This window comes from Mycolicibacterium flavescens (assembly GCF_001722335.1).
Taxonomy (GTDB): domain Bacteria; phylum Actinomycetota; class Actinomycetes; order Mycobacteriales; family Mycobacteriaceae; genus Mycobacterium; species Mycobacterium flavescens.
Genome location: NZ_MIHA01000036.1, coordinates 1 through 26,504 on the forward strand (window position 1 = coordinate 1; position 26,504 = coordinate 26,504).

At 67.4% G+C, this 26,504-nt stretch carries 22 protein-coding genes; 13 read left to right on the forward strand and 9 right to left on the reverse strand.

All coding sequences use genetic code 11. The annotated features are described in order from the left end of the window. The 6 genes from murJ to BHQ18_RS27775 form a co-directional block, all read left to right on the forward strand. Nucleotides 1-3,634 (forward strand): murein biosynthesis integral membrane protein MurJ (murJ, locus tag BHQ18_RS27750; protein WP_411550522.1); only part of this gene is annotated, 3,634 nt, incomplete at its 5' end. A 115-nt stretch (nt 3,635-3,749) separates the two neighbouring features. Then, a complete protein-coding gene (gene sigM / locus BHQ18_RS27755) occupies nt 3,750-4,319 on the forward strand; it encodes an RNA polymerase sigma factor SigM (protein WP_069416868.1) in 570 nt (189 codons plus the stop codon). Nucleotides 4,320-4,376: 57 nt separating this feature from the next. Then, on the forward strand, nt 4,377-4,715 hold the full coding sequence (locus BHQ18_RS27760) for a hypothetical protein (protein WP_069416869.1): 339 nt from the start codon (nt 4,377-4,379) through the stop codon (nt 4,713-4,715). A 98-nt stretch (nt 4,716-4,813) separates the two neighbouring features. After that, nucleotides 4,814-5,785 carry a thioredoxin-disulfide reductase gene (trxB, locus tag BHQ18_RS27765; RefSeq protein ID WP_069416870.1) on the forward strand — a complete coding sequence of 324 codons (972 nt, stop codon included), beginning with the start codon at nt 4,814-4,816 and terminating at the stop codon, nt 5,783-5,785. Nucleotides 5,786-5,798: 13 nt separating this feature from the next. Continuing rightward, on the forward strand, nt 5,799-6,140 hold the full coding sequence (gene trxA, locus BHQ18_RS27770; protein WP_069416871.1) for a thioredoxin: 342 nt from the start codon (nt 5,799-5,801) through the stop codon (nt 6,138-6,140). A gap of 131 nt (nt 6,141-6,271) precedes the next feature. Continuing rightward, entirely contained in the window at nt 6,272-7,468 is a 1,197-nt protein-coding gene (locus tag BHQ18_RS27775) for an N-acetylmuramoyl-L-alanine amidase (RefSeq protein ID WP_069416872.1), read from the forward strand. Here the strand turns inward: BHQ18_RS27775 and BHQ18_RS27780 are convergent. The 9 genes from BHQ18_RS27780 to rpmH all read right to left on the reverse strand — a co-directional run bounded on the left by BHQ18_RS27780 (nt 7,465) and on the right by rpmH (nt 13,788). Then, a complete protein-coding gene (locus tag BHQ18_RS27780) occupies nt 7,465-8,220 on the reverse strand; it encodes an acetyltransferase (RefSeq protein ID WP_069416873.1) in 756 nt (251 codons plus the stop codon). The genes BHQ18_RS27775 and BHQ18_RS27780 overlap by 4 nt on opposite strands. A 218-nt stretch (nt 8,221-8,438) precedes the next feature. After that, the gene (locus BHQ18_RS27785; RefSeq protein ID WP_069416874.1) at nt 8,439-9,422 is read right to left on the reverse strand and encodes a ParB/RepB/Spo0J family partition protein; all 984 of its coding nucleotides are present in this window, start codon (nt 9,420-9,422) and stop codon (nt 8,439-8,441) included. Between the two features lie 25 nt (nt 9,423-9,447). After that, nucleotides 9,448-10,455: a ParA family protein gene (locus BHQ18_RS27790; RefSeq protein WP_069416875.1), complete on the reverse strand. Its 1,008-nt coding sequence runs from the start codon at nt 10,453-10,455 to the stop codon at nt 9,448-9,450. After that, nucleotides 10,452-11,141: a 16S rRNA (guanine(527)-N(7))-methyltransferase RsmG gene (gene rsmG, locus BHQ18_RS27795; protein ID WP_069416876.1), complete on the reverse strand. Its 690-nt coding sequence runs from the start codon at nt 11,139-11,141 to the stop codon at nt 10,452-10,454. Before rsmG ends, BHQ18_RS27790 begins: the two co-directional genes overlap by 4 nt. 59 nt (nt 11,142-11,200) lie before the next feature. After that, entirely contained in the window at nt 11,201-11,755 is a 555-nt protein-coding gene (locus BHQ18_RS27800; RefSeq protein ID WP_069416877.1) for a Jag family protein, read from the reverse strand. Between the two features lie 38 nt (nt 11,756-11,793). Beyond that, nucleotides 11,794-12,900 (reverse strand): membrane protein insertase YidC, encoded by a 1,107-nt coding sequence (yidC, locus tag BHQ18_RS27805; RefSeq protein WP_069416878.1) that lies wholly within the window; start codon nt 12,898-12,900, stop codon nt 11,794-11,796. Further along, a complete protein-coding gene (gene yidD / locus BHQ18_RS27810) occupies nt 12,893-13,267 on the reverse strand; it encodes a membrane protein insertion efficiency factor YidD (RefSeq protein ID WP_069416879.1) in 375 nt (124 codons plus the stop codon). Before yidD ends, yidC begins: the two co-directional genes overlap by 8 nt. Continuing rightward, nucleotides 13,264-13,623, reverse strand: coding sequence for a ribonuclease P protein component (gene rnpA / locus BHQ18_RS27815; protein WP_069416880.1), 360 nt, complete (start codon nt 13,621-13,623; stop codon nt 13,264-13,266). Before rnpA ends, yidD begins: the two co-directional genes overlap by 4 nt. A gap of 21 nt (nt 13,624-13,644) precedes the next feature. Then, nucleotides 13,645-13,788: a 50S ribosomal protein L34 gene (rpmH, locus tag BHQ18_RS27820; protein WP_059165437.1), complete on the reverse strand. Its 144-nt coding sequence runs from the start codon at nt 13,786-13,788 to the stop codon at nt 13,645-13,647. 610 nt (nt 13,789-14,398) lie between these two features. Between rpmH and dnaA the strand changes: the two genes are divergently transcribed. The 7 genes from dnaA (at nt 14,399) to gyrA (ending at nt 26,405) form a co-directional block, all read left to right on the forward strand. After that, nucleotides 14,399-15,877, forward strand: a complete 1,479-nt coding sequence (gene dnaA / locus BHQ18_RS27825) for a chromosomal replication initiator protein DnaA (protein ID WP_069416881.1) — start codon at nt 14,399-14,401, stop codon at nt 15,875-15,877. 590 nt (nt 15,878-16,467) lie between these two features. Next, nucleotides 16,468-17,661: a DNA polymerase III subunit beta gene (dnaN, locus tag BHQ18_RS27830; RefSeq protein WP_205866204.1), complete on the forward strand. Its 1,194-nt coding sequence runs from the start codon at nt 16,468-16,470 to the stop codon at nt 17,659-17,661. A 28-nt stretch (nt 17,662-17,689) separates the two neighbouring features. Continuing rightward, nucleotides 17,690-18,583: a phosphogluconate dehydrogenase (NAD(+)-dependent, decarboxylating) gene (gnd, locus tag BHQ18_RS27835; RefSeq protein ID WP_069416883.1), complete on the forward strand. Its 894-nt coding sequence runs from the start codon at nt 17,690-17,692 to the stop codon at nt 18,581-18,583. Between the two features lie 11 nt (nt 18,584-18,594). After that, complete coding sequence (gene recF, locus BHQ18_RS27840) at nt 18,595-19,758, forward strand: DNA replication/repair protein RecF (RefSeq protein WP_069416884.1); 1,164 nt, start codon at nt 18,595-18,597, stop codon at nt 19,756-19,758. Between the two features lie 40 nt (nt 19,759-19,798). Next, nucleotides 19,799-20,332 carry a DUF721 family protein gene (locus tag BHQ18_RS27845; RefSeq protein WP_234794345.1) on the forward strand — a complete coding sequence of 178 codons (534 nt, stop codon included), beginning with the start codon at nt 19,799-19,801 and terminating at the stop codon, nt 20,330-20,332. Between the two features lie 235 nt (nt 20,333-20,567). Next, nucleotides 20,568-22,598, forward strand: a complete 2,031-nt coding sequence (gyrB, locus tag BHQ18_RS27850) for a DNA topoisomerase (ATP-hydrolyzing) subunit B (protein WP_069416886.1) — start codon at nt 20,568-20,570, stop codon at nt 22,596-22,598. 36 nt (nt 22,599-22,634) lie between these two features. Beyond that, complete coding sequence (gene gyrA, locus BHQ18_RS27855; RefSeq protein ID WP_069416887.1) at nt 22,635-26,405, forward strand: intein-containing DNA gyrase subunit A; 3,771 nt, start codon at nt 22,635-22,637, stop codon at nt 26,403-26,405. The last annotated feature ends 99 nt before the right edge of the window (nt 26,406-26,504 follow it).

Here is a 26,504-nt window from a genome sequence, read left to right on the forward strand (position 1 = left end):
CCCGCCGCGGCGGCCACCTCCGCCGCGGATCAGCCGCGGCCCCGCGCCGCGCCGGCGCGCCGGCCGTGAGGAACTGTCCGATGCCGCGGTGGTGTCGCGGTCCTGGGGCATGGCGGTGGCCACGCTGGTCAGCCGGCTCACCGGCTTCGCCCGCATCGTGCTGCTGGCGACGATTCTCGGTGCGGCGCTGTCGAGCGCGTTCTCGGTGGCCTACCAGCTGCCGAACCTGATCGCGGCGCTGGTGCTCGAGGCGACGTTCACCGCGATCTTCGTGCCGGTACTCGCCCGCGCCGAACGCGACGACCCCGACGGCGGAACGGCGTTCGTGCGGCGGCTGGTCACGCTGGCCGCGACGCTGCTGCTGCTGACCACCGCGTTCTCGGTGGCCTCGGCGCCGCTGCTGGTCGACCTGATGCTCGGCGCCGACCCGGAGGTCAACCGCGATCTCACCACCGCGTTCGCGTATCTGCTGCTGCCCCAGGTGCTTTTCTACGGGCTGTCGTCGGTGTTCATGGCGATCCTGAACACCCGCAACGTGTTCGGGCCGCCGGCCTGGGCGCCGGTGTGCAACAACGTCGTCGCGCTGATCACGCTCGGGCTGTATCTGATTGTGCCCGGCGAACTCTCGGTGGACCCGGTGCAGATGGGCAACGCCAAGCTGCTGGTGCTCGGCATCGGGATGACGATGGGCACGGTCACCCAGGTGCTGGTGCTGCTGGTGGCGATCCGGCGCGAGCGCGTCAGCCTGCGGCCGTTGTGGGGCATCGACGACCGGATGAAGCAGTTCGGCGCGATGGCCGCGGCGATGGTCCTCTACGTGCTGATCAGCCAGGTCGGTCTGATCGTCGGCAACCGGATCGCCAGCGGCGCAGCGGCCTCCGGGCCCGCGATCTACAACTACACCTGGCTGGTGCTGCAGCTGCCGTTCGGGATGATCGGCGTGACGGTGCTGACGGTGGTGATGCCGCGGCTGAGCCGCAACGTCGCCGCCAACGACCAGCGCGCCGTGCTCGCCGACCTCTCGCTGGCGATCCGGCTCACCATGGTGACGCTCATCCCGATCGCCGCGATGATGACCGTCGGCGGCCCGGCGATCGGCAGCGCGCTGTTCGCCTACGGCAACTTCGGCGAGGTCGACGCCAACTACCTCGGCATGGCGATCACCCTGTCGGCGTTCACTCTCATCCCGTATGCGCTTGTGCTGCTGCAACTTCGGGTGTTCTACGCACGACAACAGCCGTGGACCCCGATCCTGCTGATCGTCGTGATCACCACGGTCAAGATCATCGCCTCGCTGATCGCGCCGCATCTGACCGACGACCCCGACCTGGTGGCCGGCTACCTCGGCACCGCCAACGGGCTGGGCTTTCTGGCCGGCGCGACGGTCGGCTACTTCCTGCTGCGCACCAACCTCGACCCGCCCGGGGGGCGGCTGGTCAGTCTTCAGGTGGTGCGCACCATCCTGGTCACCATCGCGGCGTCGCTGCTGGCGGGCATGCTCGGCCACGCCTGCGATCAGCTGCTGGGCCTGGAGTCGCTCACCGAAGGTTGGGGCGGCGCCGGATCCCTGCTGCGCCTGGCGGTGCTCGGGTTGATCATGGTGCCGATCATCGCGGCGGTGATGCTGGCCGCGAAGGTGCCTGATGCGCAGGCCGCAGCGGCCGCCGTCCGACGCCGGTTGGGTGGCCGGGGAGCACCGCCCGAACCGGTAGCCGCGCCGGTCTCCGCCCGCGCCGACCGGCCACGGGGCAGAGGCCCGCTCCCGTACCCTGAACACAGCAATTCGTCCCTGGCGGGCGGGCGGCACGCCGCGCCGACCGTCCGGCGGGGGCCACCCGGTCCCGTTGCCGGGGACCCGAGGGGGAAAGGACCAGCGGTGAGCGACAACTCCGCAGGCGGCTCCGCGGCCGGTCCCGACAGCACTGCGACCGCCAAGTTCTCCGTGCCACCGACCGACACCGCCGAGGTGGCGGCCGACGATTTCCAGCCCGACGTGCCCGACCCCGGCCCGAGCGCCGAGACCACCGAATTCCGGGCCGAGAACGGCACCGAGCGCATCCCGCAGTCGGGCCGTCCGCCGTCGGACTACGGCGGCGACCCCACCCGCGAACCGCTGGCGTTCGACCCGCCCCGGGAGCCGGCCATCGAAGCGGCCACCTCCGACGAGGACGTGCACCTGATCCCCGGCGCCGTCATCGGCAACGGGCGCTACCGGCTGCTGGTGTTCCACGGCGGCCCGCCCACCCTGCAGTTCTGGCAGGCGCTCGACGTCGCCCTCGACCGGCAGGTCGCGCTGACGTTCGTCGACCCCGACAACACCCTGTCCGACGGGGCGCTGCGCGACATCCTCGAGCGCACGATGAAGCTCAGCCGCCTCGACATGCCCGGCGTCGCGCGGGTGCTCGACGTGGTGAACATCGGCTCCGGCGGGCTGATCGTCTCGGAGTGGATCCGCGGCGGGTCGCTGGCCGAGGTCGCCGAGACCTCGCCGTCGCCGATCGGCGGCGCCAGGGCGATCCAGTCGCTGGCCGCGGCGGCCGAGGCCGCGCACCGCGCCGGGGTGGCCTTGTCGATCGACCATCCCAGCCGGGTGCGGGTCAGCATCGAAGGCGACGTGGCGCTGGCGTTCCCGGGCACGTTGGCCGGCGCGACCCCCGAGGACGACATCCGCGGGATCGGCGCGGCGCTGTACGCGCTGCTGATCAACCGCTGGCCGCTGCCCGAGCACGGGGTGCGCAGCGGGTTGGCGCCCGCCGACCTCGACCCGGCCGGGCAGCCCGTCGAACCGCGCGCCGTCGACCGCCACATCCCGTTCCAGATCTCGGCGGCGGCCGCCCGCGCCGTGCAGGAGGGCGGCGGTATCCGCAGCGCGCCGACGCTGCTCAACCTGCTGCAGCAGGCCACCGCGATCGCCGACCGCACCGAACTGATCTCCCCGGTCGACGAGCCCGGCCCCTCCCCCGACGCCGCGACCACCGACAGCGATCCCGAGGACCAGGCGCGGCGACGCCGGGCGTTGATGATCGGGCTCGGCGTCGGCGGCGCGATCATCGTGGTCGCGCTGGTGGTGCTGGCGACCGTGCTCAGCAACATCTTCGGTGACGTCGGCGACGGCCTCGGCGGTGACCGGCTCGGGCTCAACGACCCGACCACCTCCGAATCCGCCGACAGCGGCGCAGCAGGCAATGCGGTGAAACCCGTTGCGGTGACGGTGTTCTCACCGGAAGGCGAGGCCGACGCGCCTTCGCTGGCCGGCCTGGCGATCGACGGTGACACGACGACGGTGTGGCCGATCGACACCTACACCGACCCGGTGCCGTTCCCGAACTTCAAGAACGGTGTCGGGCTGATCCTGCAGCTTCCGCAGCCCACCACGGTCGGCGAGGTCGACATCGACCTCAACAGCACCGGCACCCAGGTGGAGCTCCGTTCGGCGCAGAGTGCGAGCCCGTCGTCGCTGACCGACACCACCGTGCTCACACCGGCCACTGCCCTGCAGCCCGGGGAGAACACGATCAAGGTGGACGGCGCCTCGCCGACGTCGTACCTGCTGGTCTGGGTGTCCACCCTGGGTCAGGTCGACGGCGAGAGCCGCTCCGACATCGCCGAGATCACGGTCCGCTCGGCGTCCTGAGCGCCGGGCGCATTCCCGGTCACGATTCAGCCTCAACTGTCGCGCAGCGCGGATCTATCCCCAGCCGAACAAAGATGTGTCGGGAACCCCCGCCGGGGCCGTTTAGTGTTCGGCTGTGGGGACGTTCGGGGCAGGCCGGCAACGCAGCGACGCCGAGTTGCTGGCCGCGCACGTCGCCGGCGACCCGTACGCGTTCGAGGAACTGTTCTACCGCCACCAGCGCCAGCTGTACCGGCTGGCCAGGATGACCAGCCACCACCCCGAGGACGCCGCCGACGCGCTGCAGGACGCGATGCTAAAGGCGCACCGGCGCGCACCGGCGTTCCGCCACGACGCCGCGGTCAGCAGCTGGCTGTACCGCATCGTGGTCAACGCATGTCTGGACCGGTTGCGCCGCAACAAGATCCGGCCCACCGAGGCACTGCCCGACGACGTCGGCCACGTCGGTGACCCGACGCCGCGGGTGGACACCGCGATCGTCGTGGAGCGGGCGTTGATGCGGTTGCCGGTCGAACAGCGCGCCGCGGTGGTGGCCGTCGACATGCAGGGCTACTCGGTGGCCGAGACCGCACGCATGCTCGGCGTGCCCGAGGGAACCGTCAAGAGCCGCTGCTCACGCGCCAGGGCCAAGCTGGCCGAGGTCCTCGAACACTTCGACGCGGGCGCGGCAGCCGCCAGGGAGTGAGCGGAACCGCGGCCGCCTCCCCGGCGTCTAACGTCTCGTGGTGGAGACTGGCTGACGATGGACGAGCCCGAGAACCCCGCGACCGACCGGGTGCGCCGCGAGCTGGCCCGGCTCGCGCGCGATGAATCGTCGGCCGAGGAGGTCCCGCCCGATGTCAGCGCACGGATCGGTGCCGCGCTGCGCCACGCCCCCGCCCACACCGCGCGGGTGCCGCTGAGCCGGGCCCGGGTGATGGCGCTGGTCGTGGGTCTGATCGCGGTCGTGGCGGCGGCGGTGATCGGGACCGCCGTACTCGCCCGCAAACCGCAGTCCCCGTTCTCCGACCACGGCCCCACCGCCGAACACATCACCGTGAGCCGCACCTCCGCCACTCCGGGACAGTCGGCGCGGCCCTGACCGCACCGCCGTAGGCTCTGCAGGGGAAATCGGCGGGAACAGTCCGGCCTACCCTGGTGTTGGAATCCGTGCCGCCTGGATGCGGCAGAAAGGCGCTCATGACCACCACATCCACGGTTCATGACCTGATCATCATCGGATCCGGCCCGGCCGGGTACACCGCCGCGATCTATGCGGCGCGAGCCCAGCTCAAGCCGCTGGTGTTCGAAGGCGTGCAGTTCGGCGGGGCGCTGATGACCACGACCGAGGTCGAGAACTATCCCGGTTTCCGCAACGGCATCACCGGGCCCGAACTGATGGACGAGATGCGCGAACAGGCCCTGCGCTTCGGCGCCGACCTACGCATGGAGGACGTCGACGCGGTCTCGCTCGACGGCCCGGTCAAGACCGTCACCGTCGGCGAGGACACCTACCAGGCGCGCGCCGTCATCCTCGCGATGGGTGCGGCAGCCCGCCACCTCGGCGTCCCCGGTGAGGAGGCGCTGATGGGCATGGGGGTGAGCACCTGCGCCACCTGCGACGGCTTCTTCTTCCGCGAGGAGGACATCGCGGTGGTCGGCGGCGGCGACTCGGCGATGGAAGAGGCCATCTTCCTGACCAAGTTCGCCCGCAACGTCACGCTGATCCACCGCCGCGACGAGTTCCGCGCCTCGCGCATCATGCTCGACCGAGCCCGCGCCAACGAGAAGATCACGTTCGTCACCAACACCGATGTCCTCGAGATCGAGGGCAGCCCCAAGGTGAGCGGAATCCGGTTGCGCAACAACGTCACCGGCGAGGAGTCCAAGCTCGCGGTGACCGGTGTGTTCGTCGCGATCGGACACGACCCGCGCTCCGACCTGGTGCGCGACCAGGTCGAGGTCGACGAGGACGGCTACGTCCTGACCCAGAAGGGTTCGACCAGCACCTCGATCGAAGGCGTCTTCGCCGCAGGCGATCTCGTCGACCGTACCTACCGCCAGGCCATCACCGCCGCCGGCACCGGATGTTCGGCGTCCATCGACGCCGAGCGCTGGCTCGCCGAGATCGGTTCGGGCCCAAGCGATGAAGCCACCGAAACCCCTGTCTGATAGGAGTACTGACATGACTGCAGGATCGACCGGATCCGCCACGGTCGCCGTCACCGACGACTCGTTCTCCGACGATGTGCTCTCCAGCAGCACACCGGTGCTGGTGGATTTCTGGGCCACCTGGTGCGGGCCGTGCAAGATGATCGCCCCGGTGCTCGAGGAGATCGCTTCCGAGAAGGCCGGCGAGCTGACCGTCGCCAAGATCGACGTCGACGCCAACCCGGCCACCGCCCGCGATTTCCAGGTGGTGTCGATCCCGACGCTGATCGTGTTCAAGGACGGCTCCCCGGTGAAGCGGATCGTCGGGGCGAAAGGCAAGGCCGCGCTGCTGCGCGAGCTCGCTGACGTGGTCTAACGCCGTAATCCGGTGGACAGACACCGGCCTGGGGTTTTCTTGATTCCGCCGGGTGTCTGAGACAATCGTGCCAGCCCGTCAACCTGGCCAGCGCCTTTGCGCAGCTGCCAACCGTGACCGAAAGGCCGCATATGTCCAGTCTGCGTCGCGGTGACCGCGGATCTGCGGTCACCGAGATCCGGGCTGCGTTGTCCGCGCTGGGCATGACCGACAGCGCCGACGAGGAGATCACCACCGGCAAGCACGTGGCGCTCGACGTGTTCGACGACGAACTCGACCACGCGGTCCGCGCGTTTCAGCAGCACCGCGGGCTTCTGGTCGACGGCATCGTCGGCGAGGCGACGTACCGGGCACTCAAAGAGGCGTCGTACCGCCTGGGTGCCCGCACCCTCAGCCATCAGTTCGGTGCGCCGATGTTCGGCGACGACGTCGCCACCCTTCAGGCCCGGCTGCAGGACCTCGGGTTCTACACCGGGCTCGTCGACGGGCACTTCGGCCTGACCACCCACAACGCGTTGATGTCGTACCAGCGCGAGTACGGCCTGTACCCCGACGGGATCTGCGGACCGGAGACGTTGCGGTCCTTGTACTTTCTGGGTTCGCGCGTCACCGGCGGCTCACCGCACGCGATCCGCGAAGAGGAACTGGTGCGCCGCTCCGGACCGCGCCTGTCGGGTAAGCGCATCATCATCGATCCGGGCCGCGGCGGTGACGACCACGGGCTGATCACGCAGGGTCCCGGCGGGCCGATCAGCGAGTCGGACATCCTGTGGGACTTGGCCAGTCGGCTCGAGGGCCGGATGACCGCGATCGGCATGGAGACCTTCCTGTCGCGCCCGGCCAACCGCGCGCCGTCGGACGCCGAACGCGCTGCCACCGCCAACGCCGTCGGCGCCGACCTGATGATCAGCCTGCGCTGCGCCACCCAGTCGAGCCCGTCGGCCAACGGCGTCGCCTCGTTCCATTTCGGCAACTCGCACGGCTCCGTGTCCACCATCGGCCGCAATCTGGCGGATTTCATCCAACGAGAAGTGGTGGCGCGCACCGGCTTACGGGACTGCCGCACCCATGGACGCACCTGGGACCTGCTGCGGCTGACCCGGATGCCGACCGTGCAGGTCGACGTCGGGTACATCACCAATCCGCGCGACCGCGGCATGCTGGTGTCCACCCAGGCGCGCGACGCGATCGCCGAGGGCATGCTCGCCGCAGTCAAGCGGCTCTACCTGCTCGGCAAGAACGACCGTCCCACCGGAACGTTCACGTTCGCCGAACTGCTTGCCCACGAACTGTCGGTCGAACAGGCCGGCCGGGTCAGCCCCAGCTAGCCACGCGGATCAGCGCCGGCACCGACCGGCACCTGCGCGCTCTCCAGCAGCCGCTCCAACGCCGCCTCGACGTCGGCCTTCCAGCCCAGGCCCTGTTCGAGTTCGAGCCGCAGCCGCGGGAAGTACCGGTGTTCGGAGACCACGACGAAACCGGCGTCGCGGAGCAGGTCCGCGTCCAGCACGCACTGTTCGACCGAGCAGTCCCCCAGCACTTCCAGCACCGGACGCAGCTCCGGGGTCTGCACGCCGGGCTCGAACAATTCGGCGACCTCGGCGGTGTGCCCGAACGCCTCCAGGGCGCGGGCCCCGCGTCGGACCAGATCGCCGGCCACCGCCGCGATCAATGTACGCGACAGGCCGTGGGCGTCCTCTCCGGATTCCACACCGAGTGACGTCAACAGCACGGCGTCCGCGCTGACCGGTCCGGTCGGGAACTGCTGTGCGCGCGGCACCGCGCCCGGTGGTGCGTAGAACGCGTACCCGAGGCAGGCCTCGTCGCCGGTCAACGCCGCGAACCCGTCCTCGGTGTCGGCGCCGGTGCACTGCACGGCGAGTTGACCACACGACCCCCACTCGAGCATGACCATCGACAGCCACGCTTCCTTCTCGAACTCGGGGTCCGACAGGTGCTCGGGGCGGTCGCGGTCACGGCGCAGTGCGAGCGGATCGACCTCCCAGTACACACATCGGCGGGCGTGCTTGGGCAGCTGCTCGAACGCCTCGAGCCGCATGGGCGTGATGCGTGCCGACACTAGACTCCCCGAGTTCCACGCGGTGCGGAGGTGCACAGCTGCCACTCCAGGATAGAAGGGTCCGGCCGCGGCGGCCCGGTTTCGGCGGCGGCACCGCAGCGCCGACCGTCGAAAACCGAAACACATTGCCTCACAACGAAACTCCTCCGAGAAGCGCCCGGCATGCCCGCTGCCGACCCGCGTCGTGTCACAGTGACGTAATTACCTGGTGTGGTAGGTCATTGCTTGGACGCGCTCATCAAGTCCACTATCCGCTGCAGATCGTCGACCGAGCCGAACTCCACCACGATCTTGCCTTTTCGTTTGCCGAGGCTCACCGTGACGCGGGTGTCGAAGGCTGTCGACAGCCGCTCAGCAACGTCCTGCAGTCCGGGCATGTTGATCGGCTTGCGCTTGGGTGCCGACGGCGGGGTCGGCCCCTCCCGGTTCGCGAGCGTGACCGCCTCCTCGGTCGCGCGCACCGACAGACCCTCCGCCACGATCCGCGCGGCGAGCTCCTCCTGCTTCTCCGGGCCGCCTTCCAGCGACAGCAGCGCCCGCGCGTGGCCGGCCGACAGCACGCCGGCGGCGACCCGGCGCTGCACCGCGATCGGCAACCGCAGCAGCCGGATCATGTTGGTGATCAACGGACGCGACCGCCCGATGCGCGACGCCAGTTCATCGTGGGTGACCCCGAACTCGTCGAGCAGCTGCTGATAGGCGGCCGCCTCTTCGAGGGGGTTGAGCTGGACGCGGTGGATGTTCTCCAGCAGCGCGTCGCGCAGCATGTCGTCGTCGCCGGTCTCCCGGACGATCGCCGGGATCGTCGCCAACTCGGCCTGCTGGGCGGCGCGCCACCGGCGCTCCCCCATCACCAGTTGATAGCGCGGGGCGCCCGGCTCCCCCGGCGGCAGGGCCCGCACCACGATCGGCTGCATGAGACCGAACTCGCGGATCGAGTGGACGAGTTCGGCCAGTGCCTCGTCGTCGAAGACCTGGCGGGGCTGGCGCGGGTTCGGCTCGATGGCCGACGGCTCGATCTCGCGGTACACCGCGCCGACGGGATTCGCGTCACCCGCCTCGGACGGCCCGCCGATGACGACGTCCGCGGCGGCTGCGCCCATGCGAGGTCCGAATCCGGTGTCGCCCTCGGCCGGCCCGGTCGGGATGAGCGACGCGAGCCCGCGTCCGAGACCGCTGCGCTTGCGTGACGGTTGGGTCATGACTGCTCTCCTGTTCGGACCGTACTCATCGGTTGGCTGTGGGTCCTGCTCGGCGTTCGGCGATCTCGCGGCTGGCGTCCAGGTAGCTCATCGCACCCCGCGAGCCCGCGTCGTAATCGAGGATCGTCATGCCGTACCCGGGGGCCTCGGACACCTTGACGCTGCGCGGGATCACGGTGCGCAACACCTTGTCCCCGAAGTGCGCCCGCACATCGTTGGCCACCTGGTCGGCGAGCTTGGTCCGGCCGTCGTACATCGTCAGGATCACGGTCGTCACCTCGAGTTGCGGATTGAGGTGCGCCTTGACCATCTCGATGGTGCGCATCAACTGGCCCACCCCTTCGAGCGCGTAGTACTCGCACTGGATCGGGATCAGGACTTCCGGGGCCGCGACGAACGCGTTGATCGTCAGCAGCCCGAGCGACGGCGGGCAGTCGATGAAAACGTAGTCGAAGTTGTAGTCGGTCAACGAGGCGAGCGCGGAGCGCAACCGGCCTTCGCGGGCGACCATGCTGACCAACTCGATCTCGGCGCCGGCCAGGTCGATGGTCGCCGGCACGCAGTAGAGCCGCTCGTTGTGGGGACTGCGTTGCAGCGCATCGCGCAGCGAAATCTCGCCGATCAGCACCTCGTAGGACGACGGGGTGCCGGGCCGGTGCTCGATCCCCAGCGCGGTGCTCGCGTTGCCCTGCGGGTCGAGGTCGATCACCAACGTATTGAGACCCTGCAGCGCGAGTGCCGCCGCGACGTTGACCGCCGTCGTCGTCTTGCCCACCCCACCCTTCTGGTTGGCGATCGTGAAGACCCGCTGGCGTTCGGGGCGAGGCAGGCTGCCCTTCGCGGCGGCGTGCAGCAAGCGCACGGCCCGCTCGGCTTCCGCCCCGATCGGGGTGTCGGCGGCGACCGGGTCGGGCCAGGGCGGTTCGTCCGGCCCGGTCCATGTTTCACGTGAAACATCGCTCGGGGCGGGGTTCGGCGCGCCCTTGGTTTCACGTGAAACATTGCGAGGCGGTCCGGCGGGTGGACGCGTCATGGCCTTCTCCTGTTCGACGGTCGGCGTGCTACCGGAGCGGTCCGGTGTGCCACGACGACGGTCGCGGGAGGGTCCAAGTAGTTCGCGCCACACTTCATCACCCTTACATCGGCCGCACCGAGCGACGCCATCACACGCCGGTGGTCGCGGATCTCCTGTTCGGCACGTTCACCCTTGAGGGCGAGCATCCGGCCCTGCGGTCTCAGCAGGGGCATACTCCAGCGGGTCAACTTGTCCAGCGAGGCAACCGCTCGCGACGCCACGGCATCCAACTCCCCCACCTGCTCACGCACGTGTGGTTCCTCGGCCCGGCCGCGGATCACCGTCACGTCGATCTCGAGTTCATCGACAAGCTCGCGCAGGAACCCGCTGCGGCGCTGGAGCGGCTCGATCAGGATCACCTCGGTATCGGGCTGGACCAACGCCAACGGTATCCCGGGCAGCCCCGCCCCACTACCGATGTCCGCGATCCGGGTGCCCGGATCGACGAGTTCGCTCACTGCCGCGCTGTTGAGCAGATGACGGTCCCAGAGCCGGTCCACCTCCCGCGGGCCGATCAGGCCGCGTTCGACACCGGCGCCGGCGAGGATCTCCGCATACCGCTGGGCCTTATCGAGCCGCGGCCCGAAGAGAGCGCCGGCCGCGTCGGGCGGCACCGACACCTCGCCATGTTTCACGTGAAACATCCTCCGGATCGTCGCGTCGAGCGCCGACGCCCCTGAACTACACGCGTGTAACTCAGGCGTCAGTCGGCGAGAACGACGACGCGGCGAGACGGCTCGACGCCCTCGCTCTCGCTGTGGACGCCGTCGATGCCGGCGACCGCGTCGTGCACGATCTTGCGCTCGAACGGCGTCATCGGCGCGAGTTCCTCGCGCTCCCCGCTCTCCAGCACGCGGCGGGCGACCTTCTCCCCCAGCGCGGCCAGCTCGTCGCGCCGACGGCGGCGCCAGCGTGCGATGTCGAGCATCAGCCGGCTGCGCTCGCCGGTCTTCTGATGAACCGCCAGCCGGGTCAGCTCCTGCAGCGCGTCGAGCACCTCACCCTTGCGCCCGACCAACTTGTTGAGGTCGTTGCCGCCGTCGATGCTCACGACCGCCCGGTCGCCCTCGACGTCGAGGTCGATGTCCCCGTCGAAGTCCAGCAGGTCCAACAGCTCCTCGAGATAGTCGCCGGCGATCTCGCCTTCAGCGACCAACCGCTCCTCGAGATCGTCCTCACCGGCGGGTGCGGCGTCGCGGTCGTCGTCCTTGACGTCCTCGACGTCCTCGTCGCGTTCGGTGATTTCAGCGTCGGTCATATCCGTCTCTCCTCATCCCCACGGGGTCTGCGCCCCGGTCAACGTTTCCGTTTCTTCTGTCGCCCGCCGGGCCGCGGCGTGGCCCCCGGGCGCGGCGTGCGGGACGCGCCCGCCGACGTCTTCCCGGGGCTGCTGCCGGTGGCCTTCTTCGGAGCCGCGTCGCTGTCGTCGGTGTCGGCGTCCTCAGCCGCGGTGCCCTCGCCGGCTTGCCCGCCGGCCGCCTCACTCTTGGCCTTGCGCTTCGGCTTGGCTCCGGGTGGCGGTGCGTTCTTCGCCTGGCGCTCCTGGGCCTCGAGCTTCTTGGCCTCTTCTTCCTTCTCGATCCTGCCGAACACATAGTGCTGCTGACCGAAGGTCCAGATGTTGTTGGCCAACCAGTACATGATGATGGCGAGCGGCAGGAAGGGTCCGCCGGCGACCACGCCGAACGGGAACACGTACAGCGCCAACTTGTTCATCAACGCGGTCTGCGGGTTGGCCGCGGCCTCCGGACTCTGCCGCGCGACCGAGGCCCGGCTGTTGAAGTAGGTTGCGACGCCGGCCAGAATCATGATCGGCACGCCCACCGCGATCACCGAAGCGCGGTTGAATTCGTTGAACGCGTCCAGACCCGTCGTCTGAACCATCCACGCGCCGATGGGCGCGCCGAACAAGTGCGCATCGAGGAAGTGGCCGACGTCGGTGGCGCTGAACACGTAGTTGGGCAGCGACCGGTTCGTCGCCGGGTCCAGGTGCTGGGCCCCGATCCCGTAGCCGCCTGTGCGGTTGAACGACCGCAGCACGTGGAACAGGCCGATGAACACCGGGATCTGAGCGAGCATCGGCAGGCACCCGAGGATCGGGTTGAACCCGTGTTCCTTCTGCAGCTTCTGCATCTCGAGCGCCATCCGCTGGCGGTCCTTGCCGTACTTCTTCTGCAGCGCCTTGATCTGCGGCTGCAGCTCCTGCATTTGGCGCGTCGTCCGGATCTGCTTCACGAACGGCTTGTACAGGATGGCGCGGAGGGTGAACACGAGGAACATCACCGACAGCGCCCAGGCGAAGAAGTTCGACGGCCCCAGCAGGAAGGCGAACAGCTTGTACCAGACCCACATGATCGCCGACACCGGGTAGTAGATGATGTCGAGGCTGAACCAGTTAAACACGCGTCTCGCTTCCTGCTCGCTTGGCTGACACGCCTCCGCCCACGTCGGCGACCATGTCTTCCGCGTCTTTCGGGAACTCCTTCGCGGGCACACACCGGTGCGCGTCGCCTTGCCCGTCCGAGGTCGGGCGTTCCGGGATCGGGTCCCATCCTCCCCTATGCCACGGTCCGCACTTCAGCAGCCGTATCACCGCCAGCCATCCACCGCGGATCAGCCCGTACTCGGTCAGGGCGTCGACGGCGTATTGGCTGCAGGTCGGCATGAACCGGCACGTCGGCAGCCGCAGCGGCGAGATCGTGTGCCGGTAGAGCTGAATGCAGAAGATGACGCCGCGCGCGGCCAAGGACTTCACGGCCGAGGACTTCACGGGCGGGCCCCGATCTTGGGCTGCACCCGCCGCAGTGCGCTACGCAGTTGCTTCTCGAGTTGCGCGGACATCGCGGATCGGCTGCTGGGCAGTGCCCGGATCACCACCCGGTCGGCGGGATCCAGTTCGTCGAGCACCCCGCGCGCGACGTGGCGCAGTCGGCGCGCGACCCGGTGGCGGACGACGGCGTTGCCGACCGATTTGGACACGACGAGCCCGACGCGGGGTCCCGCATCGGGCTCGGAGTCGCTGCGTAACGCGTGGACGACGAGATCGGGCTGCGCAGCGCGCACCCCACGACTGACGGTGGTCCCGAACTCGGTCGAGCGCGTCATCCGGTGTTGCGCCGGAAGCACCGCCTCAGACCTCGGTTCGAATCACGCAGTCAGCTTGCGGCGACCCTTGCCACGGCGATTCGCGACGATCGCCCGGCCGGCCCGAGTGCGCATGCGCAGCCGGAACCCGTGCACGCGCGCCCGGCGCCGGTTGTTCGGCTGGAAGGTCCGCTTGCCCTTGGCCACGGCTGTCTCTCCTTGTGTGCGTTTGGCGGCCGCAGCCCACACCGAACGCATCTGCTTTCGGTGAGGACGCAGTCGCCGTTGATAAGCTCGTCCGTCTCGCTAGCCGGCGCGGTCTCCAGGCGTGCTGGTCGCAGCCGTATCGCCACGTACGGGCGACTGTTCGAGGGTACTGACGAGATTTCGCCGGGTCAAACCTCGCCGTTCCCGGCGAGCGTCGGGTTTGTGACGTAAACCCCCGAGAAGATCGGTCAAAAACCCGACTCTCGGCGCCCGAGGCCCGGTTCCGGAGGCGGACCCGCAGGCCACCGGACCCGGGCGCAAATCTACGCCCGCGCAATGTTGCAGAACGGTTGGCACCCGCGGAGAAAACTGTTAGCTTCTGCCAATGCCGTTCGATAACGGAACGGCGACAGACAACAAGGCGGGGAACCCGACGACTCGTGAGCCCACGGTGTAGCACCGTGATGTGCCCCGGTTCGCGGCACTCCTGCCCGTAGACAACCGAACGAAGACGACTGTCCGTTATCCACAGACTGGGGATAACTTTGTGGACAGATCGTGATCGTTCATTCGGTCGTCCCTGGATCGGCCTTGAAGGGGGTGCTCGTCATTGACAGCTGACCCCGACCCACCATTCGTGTCCGTCTGGAACACCGTCGTTGCCGAACTCAACGGCAGCATGGGTACCGGCACCGACGGGCCGGCGCTGACTCCCCAGCAAAGGGCCTGGCTCAAGCTCGTCAAACCCCTCGTCATCACCGAGGGATTTGCTTTGCTCTCGGTTCCCACGCCGTTTGTGCAGAACGAGATCGAACGCCATCTCCGCGAGCCGATCATCACAGCATTGAGCCGTCAGCTCGGCCAGCGCGTCGAACTAGGTGTGCGCATCGCTGACCCGGGACCACCCGACGACACCGACTCCGCCCTGACCGGACTCGCAGCGGTCACCGACGCCGACGAAGTCGACGAGGACCTGGAGGCGCGAGTCAGCGCCGAGGAGAGCTGGCCGCGGTACTTCAACAACCGCACCCCCAGCCCGATGGCCGACGACACCACCTCGGTCAACCTCAACCGTCGCTACACCTTCGACACGTTCGTGATCGGCGCATCGAACCGGTTCGCCCACGCCGCGTCGCTGGCCATCGCCGAAGCGCCGGCCCGCGCCTACAACCCGCTGTTCATCTGGGGCGAATCCGGTCTGGGTAAGACCCACCTGCTGCACGCCGCCGGCAACTACGCGCAGCGGCTGTTCCCCGGCATGCGGGTCAAATACGTCTCGACCGAGGAATTCACCAACGACTTCATCAACTCGCTGCGCGACGACCGCAAGGCGTCGTTCAAGCGCAGCTACCGCGACATCGATGTGCTGCTGGTCGACGACATCCAGTTCATCGAGGGCAAGGAAGGCATCCAGGAGGAGTTCTTCCACACCTTCAACACGCTGCACAACGCGAACAAGCAGATCGTCATCTCCTCGGACCGGCCCCCCAAGCAGTTGGCCACCCTCGAGGACCGGCTCCGCACCCGCTTCGAGTGGGGTCTGATCACCGACGTCCAGCCGCCCGAACTCGAGACCCGCATCGCGATTCTGCGCAAGAAAGCCCAGATGGACCGGCTCGACGTGCCCGACGACGTGTTGGAACTGATCGCCAGCAGCATCGAGCGCAACATCCGGGAACTCGAGGGCGCCCTGATCCGGGTGACCGCGTTCGCGTCGCTGAACAAGACTCCCATCGACCGGTCACTGGCCGAGATCGTGCTGCGGGATTTGATCTCCGACGCCAGCACGATGCAGATCAGCACGGCCGCGATCATGGCGGCCACCGCCGAGTACTTCGAGACGTCGGTCGAGGAACTCCGCGGTCCCGGTAAGACCCGCTCGCTGGCGCAGTCGCGGCAGATCGCGATGTACCTCTGCCGCGAGCTCACCGACCTGTCCCTGCCGAAGATCGGGCAGGCGTTCGGCCGCGACCACACCACTGTGATGTACGCCGAGAAGAAGATCCGCGGTGAAATGGCCGAGCGGCGTGAGGTTTTCGATCACGTCAAGGAGCTCACCACCCGGATCCGCCAGCGCGCCAAGCGCTGATCCGACCGTTCGACCGTGCCCGCCGCGCCTCCCGTGGCGGGCCTTGTGCTGCCTCAACGGGCTCTCCCCCGGCGCTCCGGAATCACCCACATCGGAAAAATCTTCGAATTTCTTCTGCACCGCCAACCACACCAGTCACAGCCTCAGGTTGTGCACACCGCTGTGGAGAACCTGGGACCAACTCCTGGAATGTGTGCCGATCGCTGCACAGCCGCCGCGAGTTCCACAACTCCTCGCGCGCCGTGCGCAGTTCATCCACAGATCGTTCACACCCCGGTCACCGCGCTCAACTGCGGATTCGACCACTCATCCCCATCCTCCACAGGACCTAATACTGTTGCTTGTATATCTCCGTAGATTTCTCTTCGAAGAAGCACCTTGGGGACACAGGCGAACCTCGGGCGCCCCGGCGGTCCGATCGCGCGGATGTCACCCCCATCGATTAGCTTTCAAGTTCGGACGGAAAGCTCTACGGTGATTCATCGACAGCCGTTACGGTCGTCGGGGCGCATCGAATCGAGGCGTGGCGAGACACCGGGAAACCGCTGCTTATTGCTTGTTGTGGTATTGATCGAAGGGACTCTATGGACGTGGCGACGACAACAGTTGGTGTCACCGATCTGAAGTTCCGCCTGGTGCGAGAAGACTTCGCCGACGCGGTGGCGTGGGTGGCTCGTAACCTGCCCACCCGGCCCACGGTTCCGGTCCTCGCCGGCGTCCTGCTCACCGGATCCGACGACGGCCTGACGATCTCGGGGTTCGACTACGAGGTCTCCGCCGAAGTACGGGTTCCCGCCGAGATCGCCTCGCCAGGAAGCGTTTTGGTGTCCGGACGGTTGTTGTCCGACATCACCAAGGCGTTGCCGGCCAAGCCCATCGACGTCACGGTCGAGGGCACCAGGGTGTCGTTGACCTGCGGCAGCTCCCGGTTCTCACTGCCGACGATGGCCGTCGAGGACTACCCGACACTGCCCAGCCTTCCCGAGGAGACCGGCGTGATCTCCGCCGACGTGTTCTCCGAGGCCATCGGTCAGGTCGCTATCGCCGCCGGCCGCGATGACACGCTGCCGATGCTGACCGGCATCCGCGTCGAAATCACCGGCGAGAAGGTGGTTTTGGCGGCTACCGACAGGTTCCGCCTGGCGGTGCGCGAACTGACCTGGTCCACCGCGAGCGCCGACGTCGAGGCCGCGGTGCTGGTGCCGGCCAAGACGTTGTCCGAAGCGGCCAAGGCCGGCTCCGACAGCGGTGACGTGCACCTGTCGTTGGGTGCGGGGTCGGCGGTCGGCAAGGAAGGGCTGCTCGGTATCAGCAGCGGAGGCAAGCGCAGCACCACCCGGCTGCTGGACGCGGAGTTCCCGAAGTTCCGCCAGCTGCTGCCCACCGAGCACACCGCGATGGCGACCATCGGTGTCGCCGAGCTGACCGAGGCGATCAAACGTGTCGCGCTGGTGGCCGATCGCGGTGCTCAGGTGCGGATGGAGTTCACCGACGACGTGCTGCACCTGTCCGCGGGCGCCGACGACGTCGGGCGGGCCGAAGAAGACCTGCAGGTGTCGTTCGTCGGTGACCCGCTGACCATCGCGTTCAACCCGAACTACCTCACCGACGGCCTGAGCTCGCTGCACTCGGAGCGCGTGACCTTCGGTTTCACCACGCCCAGCCGTCCGGCGGTGCTGCGTCCGGCCGGCGAGGATGATGGAGAGGTCGGTGCGACGGGGCCGTTCCCCGCCGCTCAGACCGACTATGTCTACCTGTTGATGCCGGTACGGCTTCCCGGCTGACCGGCCCGGCGCCACGGAAGGGGCGTATATGCAACTCGGTCTGGTCGGCCTGGGCAAGATGGGCTTCAACATGCGCGAGCGCCTGCGGCGCGGCGGACATGAAGTCATCGGATACGACCCGCGACCGGAAGTGACCGATGTGCCGACCCTGGCGGCGTTGGCCGCCGCGCTCGACGCGCCCCGCGTGGTGTGGGTGATGGTGCCGTCGGGCCCGATCACCCGCGAGACCATCACGGCGCTGGCCGAGGAACTCGGCGAGGGTGACCTGGTCATCGACGGGGGCAACTCCCGCTACACCGAAGACGCCCCGCATGCAGAACTATTGGGCGCCAAGGGAATCGGATTCATCGACGCAGGTGTCTCCGGCGGTGTCTGGGGGCTCGACGAAGGTTACGGACTGATGGTCGGCGGCGCTGACGCCGATATCGCCAGGGTGATGCCGATCTTCGACGCGCTGCGCCCACCGGGACCGCGCGAAGACGGGTTCGTGCACGCCGGCCCGGTCGGCGCGGGGCACTACGCGAAGATGGTGCACAACGGCATCGAGTACGGGCTGATGATGGCCTACGCCGAAGGCTACGAACTGCTCGCCGCCGAGGAGTTGATCACCGACACCCAGGCCGTCATCCAGGCCTGGACCAACGGCACCGTGGTTCGTTCGTGGCTGCAGCAGCTGCTGGCCAAGGCGCTCAAGGAAGACCCGAAGTTCGTCGAAATCAGCGGTTACACCGAAGATTCCGGCGAAGGGCGGTGGACCGTCGAGGAGGCGATCGCCCACCGCGTCCCGATGCCGGTGATCGCGGCGTCGCTGTTCGCCCGGTTCGCGTCCCGGCAGGAGGACTCGCCGGCGATGAAGGCGGTTTCGGCGTTGCGCAACCAGTTCGGCGGGCACGCGGTCAAGCGGATCAGCGAGTCGGGGTAGGAGCCGGACCCGTGTACGTCCGTCGCCTGGCGCTGACCGACTTCCGCTCCTGGCCGAAGGTCGAGCTGGATCTCGAGCCCGGCCGGACCGTGTTCGTCGGCCGCAACGGCTTCGGTAAGACGAATCTGGTTGAGGCGCTGTGGTATTCGTCGACGCTTGGCTCACATCGGGTGGCTACCGACGCGCCGCTGATCCGGACGGGCGCCGAACGCGCAGTGGTCTCGACGATCGTCGTCAACGAGGGCCGCGAGCTCGCCGTCGACCTGGAGATCACCGCCGGGCGGGCCAACAAGGCCCGGTTGAACCGCTCCCCCGTGCGCAGTGCCCGCGAGATTCTCGGTGCGCTGCGGGCGGTGCTGTTCGCACCGGAGGATCTGGCACTGGTGCGCGGCGACCCCGGCGAGCGCCGCCGGTATCTCGACGACCTGGCCACCATCCGTCGCCCCCAGGTCGCGGCGATCCGCGCCGACTACGACAAGGTGCTGCGGCAGCGGACCGCACTGTTGAAGTCCGCGTCGGGCGCCCGATTCCGCGGTGACCGAGGGGTTTTCGACAGCCTGGACGTGTGGGACGGCCACCTCGCAGAAACCGGCGCACGCTTGCTGGCGGCGCGCGTGCAGCTGACCAATCAACTCGCACCCGAGGTGGAGAAGGCCTACCAGCTGCTGGCGCCGACGTCGCGGCCGGCGGCGATCCGGTACCGGAGCAAGGTGGAGGTCGTCGAACAGGAAGCCGCGACCGGCACCGTCGACCCGGAACTGTTCGAGGCCGCACTCCTGGCCGAGCTGGCACGTCGCCGCGACGCGGAACTGGAACGCGGTGTCTGCCTCGTCGGCCCGCACCGAGACGATCTCGAGCTGCGCCTCGGGGACCAGATCGCCAAAGGCTTTGCCAGTCATGGTGAATCGTGGTCGATGGCGCTGTCGCTACGGTTGGCGGCCTATGAGCTGCTGCGCGCCGAGAGTGGGGACCCGGTGTTGCTGCTGGACGACGTGTTCGCCGAGCTGGATACCGCGCGCCGGCAGGCGCTGGCCAACGTCGCCGCGACCGCCGAGCAGGTCCTGGTGACCGCCGCTGTGCCCGAAGACATTCCAAGTGAGTGGGACACCCGCAGGATCTCGGTGACGATGCGCGACGAGGATTCGGGACGGATATCGGTGATCGACGATGAATGAGCCCGACGAAGACGTCTCCGGAGTTTCCGAACGTGACGAAATGGGCCCGCCCCCTCACCTTGCCCATCTCGCCGGAATGGACCTGGTGCGCCGCACCCTCGAGGAGGCTCGCGGCGCCGCCCGCAGCCAGGGCAAGGACGTCGGCCGGGGAAATCAGCGCGCACCGCGGCGCATCGCCGGGTCCAGCCGGCGGCGGTGGTCGGGGCCGGGCCCGGACGGCCGCGACCCGCAACCGCTGGGCACGGCGGCCACCGAACTGGCCCGCACCCGCGGCTGGTCGGGGCGGGTCGCCGAAGGCGCGGTGTTCGGGCGGTGGGCCAGCGTCGTCGGTGACGGCATCGCCGACCACGCCACGCCGACCTCCCTGCACGACGGGGTGCTGACCATCTCGGCGGAATCGACCGCGTGGGCCACCCAGCTGCGGATGGTGCAGGCCCAGGTGTTGGCCAAGATCGCCGACGCGGTGGGAGACGGTGTGGTGAAGTCGCTGCGTATCGTCGGCCCGGTGGCGCCGTCGTGGCGGAAAGGGCGCTATCACGTCTCCGGTCGGGGACCCCGCGACACCTACGGATAGGCCCTCGATCCGGCGGTTGCCTCAAAGGGCTGGAAACGTCGCCGCGCCGCCTCTCAAGCGTCCTGACGCACCCTCGATCGAAAAATTCCGCAGGCGACGCAAATAGGTGTGTAGAAACGCGGCCTCAGGATCGGTCCTGTCGCTTCAGGACGGTAGACTGGAGTCAAGATCCGCAGGCGACTGTTGAACGCCTGGCAAGCCTTCCCCGGCAAGAGACCAAGGAGACGCGTCCAACGTGGCTGCCCAGAAGAAGAATGCCCCCGCCGAGTACGGCGCCGATGCGATCAAGGTGCTCGAGGGGCTGGAGGCGGTCCGCAAGCGCCCCGGCATGTACATCGGTTCCACCGGTGAGCGGGGCCTGCACCACCTGATCTGGGAAGTCGTCGACAACGCCGTCGACGAGGCGATGGCCGGTTACGCGACCAAGGTCGACGTGCGGCTGCTCGCCAATGGCGGCGTTCAGGTCACCGACGACGGCCGCGGCATCCCGGTCGAGATGCACAAGACGCAGAAGGTCCCGACCGTCGATGTCGTGATGACCGTGCTGCACGCCGGCGGCAAGTTCGAAGAAGGCGCCTACCAGGTGTCCGGCGGTCTGCACGGTGTCGGTGTTTCGGTGGTCAACGCGCTGTCCAGCCGGCTTGAGGCCGACATCCGCCGTGACGGCTACGAGTGGTTCCAGACCTACGAGTACTCCAAGCCGGGCACCCTGCGGAAGGGCGAGCCCACCAAGGAAACCGGCACCACGATCCGGTTCTGGGCGGACCCGGACATCTTCGAGACCACCGACTACGACTTCGAGACCATCGCCCGGCGCCTGCAGGAGATGGCGTTCCTGAACAAGGGGCTGACCATCGAGCTGACCGACGAGCGGGTCAGCGCCGAAGATGTCGTCGACGATGTGGTCAGCGACACGGCCGAAGCGCCGAAGTCCGCCGATGAGCAGGCCGCCGAGGCCGCCGCGCCACAGAAACTCAAGCACCGCGTCTTCCATTACCCCGGCGGGCTGGTCGACTTCGTCAAGCACATCAACCGTACGAAGACGCCGATCCACCCCAGCATCGTCGACTTCGAAGGCAAGGGTGACGACCACGAGGTCGAGGTCGCGATGCAGTGGAACGGCGGTTACACCGAGTCGGTGCACACCTTCGCCAACACGATCAACACCCACGAGGGCGGCACGCACGAGGAGGGTTTCCGTGCGGCGTTGACGTCGGTGGTGAACAAGTACGCCAAAGACAAGAAGCTGCTCAAGGAGAAGGACCCGAACCTCACCGGTGATGACATCCGTGAGGGCCTTGCCGCGGTGATCTCGGTCAAGGTGAAGCAGCCGCAGTTCGAGGGCCAGACCAAGACCAAGTTGGGCAACACCGAGGTGAAGTCCTTCGTGCAGAAGATCTGCAACGAGCAGATAGGCCACTGGCTCGAGGCCAACCCGGCAGAGGCCAAAACCGTTGTGAACAAGGCGGTGTCATCGGCGCAAGCCCGTGCGGCGGCGCGTAAGGCCCGGGATCTGGTGCGGCGCAAGAGCGCCACCGATATCGGTGGGTTGCCGGGTAAGTTGGCCGATTGTCGGTCTACGGATCCGACGAAGTGCGAACTGTATGTGGTCGAGGGTGATTCGGCGGGTGGTTCGGCCAAGAGCGGGCGGGATTCGATGTTTCAGGCGATCCTGCCGTTGCGGGGCAAGATCATCAACGTCGAGAAGGCCCGTATCGACCGGGTGCTCAAGAACACCGAGGTCCAGGCGATCATCACCGCGTTGGGCACCGGTATTCATGACGAGTTCGACATCTCCAAACTGCGGTATCACAAGATCGTGTTGATGGCCGATGCCGATGTCGACGGTCAGCACATTTCGACGTTGTTGTTGACGTTGTTGTTCCGGTTCATGAAGCCGCTGGTGGAAAACGGGCACATCTTCTTGGCGCAGCCGCCGTTGTACAAGCTCAAATGGCAGCGCAGTGAACCGGAGTTCGCCTATTCCGATCGTGAGCGCGACGGGTTGCTGGAGGCCGGGAAGAAGGCGGGCAAGAAGATCAACACCGACGACGGTATCCAGCGTTACAAGGGTCTGGGTGAGATGGATGCCAAGGAGTTGTGGGAGACCACGATGGACCCGTCGGTGCGGGTGCTGCGCCAGGTCACCCTCGACGACGCGGCCGCCGCCGACGAGCTGTTCTCGATCCTGATGGGCGAAGACGTCGAAGCACGACGCAGCTTCATCACCCGCAACGCCAAAGACGTTCGCTTCCTGGACGTTTAATCCTATTTGCTGACAATTGCCGAAGGCTGATAACCGATGACTGATACCACGTTGCCGCCCGGCGACGAAGCGGGCGACCGGATCGAACCCGTCGACATCCAGCAGGAGATGCAGCGCAGCTACATCGACTACGCGATGAGCGTGATCGTCGGGCGCGCCCTGCCCGAGGTGCGCGACGGCCTCAAGCCGGTGCACCGCCGCGTGCTGTACGCGATGTTCGACTCGGGCTTCCGGCCGGACCGCAGCCACGCGAAATCTGCGCGCTCCGTTGCCGAAACGATGGGCAACTACCACCCGCACGGTGATTCGTCGATCTACGACACCCTGGTCCGGATGGCTCAGCCGTGGTCGCTGCGGTACCCGTTGGTCGACGGTCAGGGCAACTTCGGTTCGCCGGGCAACGATCCGCCGGCCGCGATGCGGTACTGCGTTACGGGAGACGCGTTGGTCCGTCTGCCAATGGGGCAGTCAGTGCGGATTGCGGACATCGTCCCCAGCGCGCGACCCAATACCGACAACGCAATCGACTTGAAAGTTCTGGATCGGCATGGCAACCCGGTGCTCGCCGATCGCCTGTTCCACTCCGGCGAACACCAGACGTTCAAGGTGCGTACGGCAGAGGGTTTCGAAGTCACCGGAACGGCCAACCATCCGTTGTTATGTCTCGTCGATGTCGGCGGAGTGCCCACGCTGCTGTGGAAACTCATCGAGGAAATCCAGCCCGGCGACCGTGTCGTCATGCAGAGGACGCCCCCGATGGAGTTCGGGCCAGCGGACTGGCACGACGCACTCGAGGCCTTGCTTCTAGGAGCCTTCATCAGTGAGGGTTTCGTTTCGGAGCATCGCGCGGGTTTCAACAACCTGGACCCCGATTTCTTTTCGGTGGTGGTGGCGGCATATGACGCGGTCATTGGAGGTGCCAGGTATACGACTTCTCGGACGATTGCCTCAGGATCCAACCTTTTCGAACTCGACATCCAGAACCTGACTGCACTGAGAAAGTCGCGCCTTACGGGGCTGATGGGGCAGCGCTCTGCCGACAAGACGGTGCCACAGTGGCTTTGGAACGCGCCGGCGGCGGTGAAGCGCGTGTTTCTGCAGGCGTTGTTCGAAGGTGACGGCTCGTGCTCCGCATTGCCACGCAACACCATCCAGATTTCGTACTCGACGAGAAGCGACCGGCTTGCCAACGACGTCCAGCAATTGCTGCTGGAGTTCGGCGTCGTTTCACGGCGGTACCGACATGCGACCGGTGAGCACAAGGTTGTTCTCACCAATCGCGCACAGGCAGAGCTTTTCGTCTCTCAGGTGGGATTCGGTGGAGCGAAGCGGACAAAACTGGATGCCATCATTGCTGCGCTGCCCGCGACACCCGCCGGCCTTAATGGTGACCATGTCCCCGGACTGGGTGAATTTATCCGTGCGCATGGCGGTGGCCGCTGGGCAGATAAAGAGTGGTTGCGTAAACACAACATCGATCGACTCGATCGCTGGCGTCGCCGCAGCGACGAAATCCTCGCGCACATCGCAGATCCGGATGTTCGTGCGATCGCAATCGACTTGACGGATGGACGGTATTACTACGCCGCTGTTGAGTCGATTACAGACGCCGGGGTGCAACCCGTCTATAGCCTTCGAGTCGATACCGCAGACCACTCCTTCATCACGAACGGGTTCGTCAGCCACAACACCGAGGCGCGGCTGACTCCGCTGGCCATGGAGATGCTGCGTGAAATCGACGAGGAGACAGTCGATTTCATCCCGAACTACGACGGGCGCGTGCAGGAGCCGACGGTTCTGCCGAGCCGCTTCCCGAACCTGCTCGCCAACGGCTCCGGCGGTATCGCGGTCGGCATGGCAACCAACATGCCGCCACACAACCTGCGCGAGCTCGCCGACGCGGTCTACTGGTGCCTGGAGAACCACGACGCCGACGAGGAAGCGACGCTCGCCGCGGTCAGTGAGCGGGTCAAGGGTCCCGACTTCCCCACCAGCGGCCTGATCGTCGGGTCGCAGGGCATCGAGGACACCTACAAGACCGGGCGCGGTTCGATCCGCATGCGCGGGGTCGTCGAGATCGAAGAGGACAGCCGCGGCCGCACCGGCATCGTGATCACCGAGTTGCCGTATCAGGTCAACCACGACAACTTCATCACCTCGATCGCCGAGCAGGTCCGCGACGGCAAGCTCGGCGGCATCTCCAACATCGAGGACCAGTCCAGCGACCGTGTCGGGCTGCGAATTGTGGTGGAGCTCAAGCGCGATGCCGTCGCGAAGGTGGTGCTCAACAACCTCTACAAGCACACCCAGCTGCAGACCAGTTTCGGTGCCAACATGCTGGCCATCGTCGACGGCGTGCCCCGCACGCTGCGCCTGGACCAGCTGATCCGCCACTACGTCAACCATCAGCTCGACGTGATCGTGCGGCGCACCCGGTACCGGTTGCGCAAGGCCAACGAGCGGGCCCACATCCTGCGTGGTCTGGTCAAGGCGCTCGACGCCCTCGACGAGGTGATCGCGTTGATCCGGGCGTCCGCCAACGCCGATGTCGCGCGCACCGGCTTGATGGACCTGCTCGACGTCGACGAGATCCAGGCCCAGGCGATCCTGGACATGCAGCTGCGTCGCCTGGCCGCCCTGGAACGCCAGCGCATCGTCGACGATCTGGCCAAGATCGAGGCCGAGATCGCCGACCTCGAGGACATCCTGGCCAAACCCGAGCGCCAGCGCGCGATCGTGCGCGACGAGCTCAAGGAGATCGTCGACAAGTACGGCGATGACCGCCGCACCCGGATCGTCCCCGCCGACGGCGACGTCGCCGACGAGGATCTGATCGCCCGCGAGGATGTCGTCGTCACGATCACCGAGACCGGCTACGCCAAGCGCACCAAGACCGACCTGTACCGCAGCCAGAAGCGCGGCGGCAAGGGCGTGCAGGGCGCCGGCCTCAAGCAGGACGACATCGTCAACCACTTCTTCGTCTGCTCGACCCACGACTGGATCCTGTTCTTCACCACCCAGGGCCGGGTCTACCGTGCGAAGGCCTACGACCTGCCGGAGGCCTCGCGCACGGCGCGTGGACAGCATGTGGCCAACCTGCTGGCGTTCCAGCCGGAGGAGCGCATCGCGCAGGTCATCCAGATCCAGAGCTACGAGGACGCGCCGTACCTGGTGCTGGCCACCCGCAACGGCCTGGTGAAGAAGTCGCGGCTGGTGGACTTCGACTCCAACCGTTCCGGCGGCATCGTCGCGGTGAACCTGCGCGACGGTGACGAACTGGTCGGCGCGGTGCTGTGTTCGGCCGACGACGACCTGCTGCTGGTGTCGGCCAAGGGCCAGTCCATCCGGTTCTCGGCCACCGACGAGGCGCTGCGCCCGATGGGCCGCGCCACCTCCGGTGTGCAGGGCATGCGGTTCAACGCCGACGACGCGCTGCTGTCGCTGAACGTGGTCCGCCCGGACACGTATTTGCTGGTCGCGACGTCCGGCGGCTACGCCAAGCGGACCGCGATCGACGAATACCCGGTCCAGGGCCGCGGCGGCAAAGGGGTCCTGACGATCCAATTCGACAAACGCCGTGGCACTCTTGTTGGTGCGTTGATCGTCGATGACGACACAGAGCTGTATGCGATCACCTCGGGTGGCGGTGTCATCCGGACGGCCGCACGCCAGGTCCGCAAGGCCGGGCGGCAAACCAAGGGCGTTCGGTTGATGAACCTCGGTGAGGGCGACACACTGATTGCCATTGCGCGCAACGCCGAGGAAGGCGACAGCACCGACGAGGTCAACACCGACGTCGGCGAGTAACCGACGATCGGACGACGTGAAGGAGCCGTAGGTGGGTTCACCGAACGAGCCGGGATATCCGCGCGCCGGCGACGGTCCCGACAGCCCGGCCAGCGGCAA

What these genes read in the sequence shown, in the direction of transcription:
- BHQ18_RS27790 (WP_069416875.1), bottom strand. Translation starts at nt 10,455, where the DNA reads ATGACGCGTCCACCCGCCGGACCGCCTCGCAATGTTTCACGTGAAACC.
- BHQ18_RS27845 (WP_234794345.1), top strand. Translation starts at nt 19,799, where the DNA reads ATGGGCCCGCCCCCTCACCTTGCCCATCTCGCCGGAATGGACCTGGTG.
- gnd (WP_069416883.1), top strand. Translation starts at nt 17,690, where the DNA reads ATGCAACTCGGTCTGGTCGGCCTGGGCAAGATGGGCTTCAACATGCGC.
- gyrA (WP_069416887.1), top strand. Translation starts at nt 22,635, where the DNA reads ATGACTGATACCACGTTGCCGCCCGGCGACGAAGCGGGCGACCGGATC.
- BHQ18_RS27775 (WP_069416872.1), top strand. Translation starts at nt 6,272, where the DNA reads ATGTCCAGTCTGCGTCGCGGTGACCGCGGATCTGCGGTCACCGAGATC.
- BHQ18_RS27760 (WP_069416869.1), top strand. Translation starts at nt 4,377, where the DNA reads ATGGACGAGCCCGAGAACCCCGCGACCGACCGGGTGCGCCGCGAGCTG.
- rsmG (WP_069416876.1), bottom strand. Translation starts at nt 11,141, where the DNA reads ATGTTTCACGTGAAACATGGCGAGGTGTCGGTGCCGCCCGACGCGGCC.
- trxA (WP_069416871.1), top strand. Translation starts at nt 5,799, where the DNA reads ATGACTGCAGGATCGACCGGATCCGCCACGGTCGCCGTCACCGACGAC.
- BHQ18_RS27800 (WP_069416877.1), bottom strand. Translation starts at nt 11,755, where the DNA reads ATGACCGACGCTGAAATCACCGAACGCGACGAGGACGTCGAGGACGTC.
- BHQ18_RS27785 (WP_069416874.1), bottom strand. Translation starts at nt 9,422, where the DNA reads ATGACCCAACCGTCACGCAAGCGCAGCGGTCTCGGACGCGGGCTCGCG.
- trxB (WP_069416870.1), top strand. Translation starts at nt 4,814, where the DNA reads ATGACCACCACATCCACGGTTCATGACCTGATCATCATCGGATCCGGC.